The 1,269-nt window shown below is 43.3% G+C and carries 1 protein-coding gene; it reads right to left on the minus strand.

Annotated elements, in window-relative coordinates:
* Positions 1-1,225, minus strand: a 1,225-nt coding sequence (gene tnpC / locus BUB85_RS20875; protein ID WP_073113387.1) for an IS66 family transposase, incomplete at its 3' end; no start/stop codon positions are given.
* Positions 1,226-1,269 lie beyond the last annotated feature (44 nt).

The following is a 1,269-nucleotide window of genomic DNA, read 5'->3' on the forward strand; positions in this document are numbered from 1 at the left end:
CAGCTTTTTCTTTCGTGAGGCGGAATTCCTTTCTTTGGTCAGCAGAATGATTTTTGGCTTTTGAGTACCGTTCGCATTCAAAAAGCTTGGAACAGAACTGAACCCCCTGTACTGCTGGTATGCTGTAATCATACTCCTTACCTTTTGGCACAGCATCTATGAAATAACGCCTGGTGTGCGACCAGCATGAGCATCGTTTGATGCCAGGGAGATTGTTATATCCCTGATAACCATCCGTCTCCAGATATCCAGAAAAGCCACCCAGAAAGCTTTCTGCATTGTACTTGGCTCGTGTCTCTGTATAATGGTAGAGCACAATCGGTGGAAGGCCATCCTCTCCACTGCGAAACAGCCACATCCAGGAATCGGTTTCCGGATTACGTTCCGGTTCTTTTAATACTTGGACCCGTGTTTCATCTGCCATAAGATACTGCCTCCCCCGCAGCTGACGATGGAAGTAATCATAAACAGGACTGAAATAGTGTTCCGCACAATAAATAACCCAGTTAGCAAGTGTCCCACGATTTAAGGCAACACCAAGCTGTGACCAATCCTGCTCTTGCCTTTTCAGCGGCATACCATTCTGATATTTCTGGTTCATAACCCAGGCAACTACAGATTCAGATGCATAGCTCCCAGGAATCAGTGCATCCGTAACAGGGGCTTTCACAAAGATCTGTTCATCAGGGTTTTCCTCTGATACAGCGCACTCTGGACATTTGTATGTTTCACGATAAATATTTACAACTTTACCCTTTGCAGGTATGAAACGGAATTCATGACGAACGAATTCTTTGCCTATACATTCTATCTGCGTACCACAGGAGGGACAGTTTCTTTCTTCCTCTGGTAAAGAAATGATTTCATCACAGGATGGTACATTTTTAAAGAGTTCTGCATGAGTACGTTTCGCTTTACGTTTATGGGCTGGAACAGTGATATCATCTGGCAGTTCAAGATTCCAGCTACTGTCAGCTTCCTGTTCAGCTTCGTCGAAAAGATTCAGCTGTCCATCGACTTCCTTACGTTTTTCGCTGGAAGTACCAAAGAGTTTCTTCGTAAGATATTCAATCTGCTGACGAAGATTTTCCTTCTCAAGGCGGTCTGCTTCTAAGGTCTTTTGCAAAGACTTGATCCGCTCTGTCTGTGTGGTAAGGGTTATATTCAGTTGACTGATCGTATCCTTATATTCGAGGATTTTTGAATCTTTTGAATTGCCAGCCATAGGTTTTCTGCTCCTTTTTCTATGCTTTTATTTTACCATAAAAA

Origin of the sequence: Hespellia stercorisuis DSM 15480 (genome assembly GCF_900142165.1) — a bacterium.
In the GTDB taxonomy this organism is placed as follows: domain Bacteria; phylum Bacillota; class Clostridia; order Lachnospirales; family Lachnospiraceae; genus Hespellia; species Hespellia stercorisuis.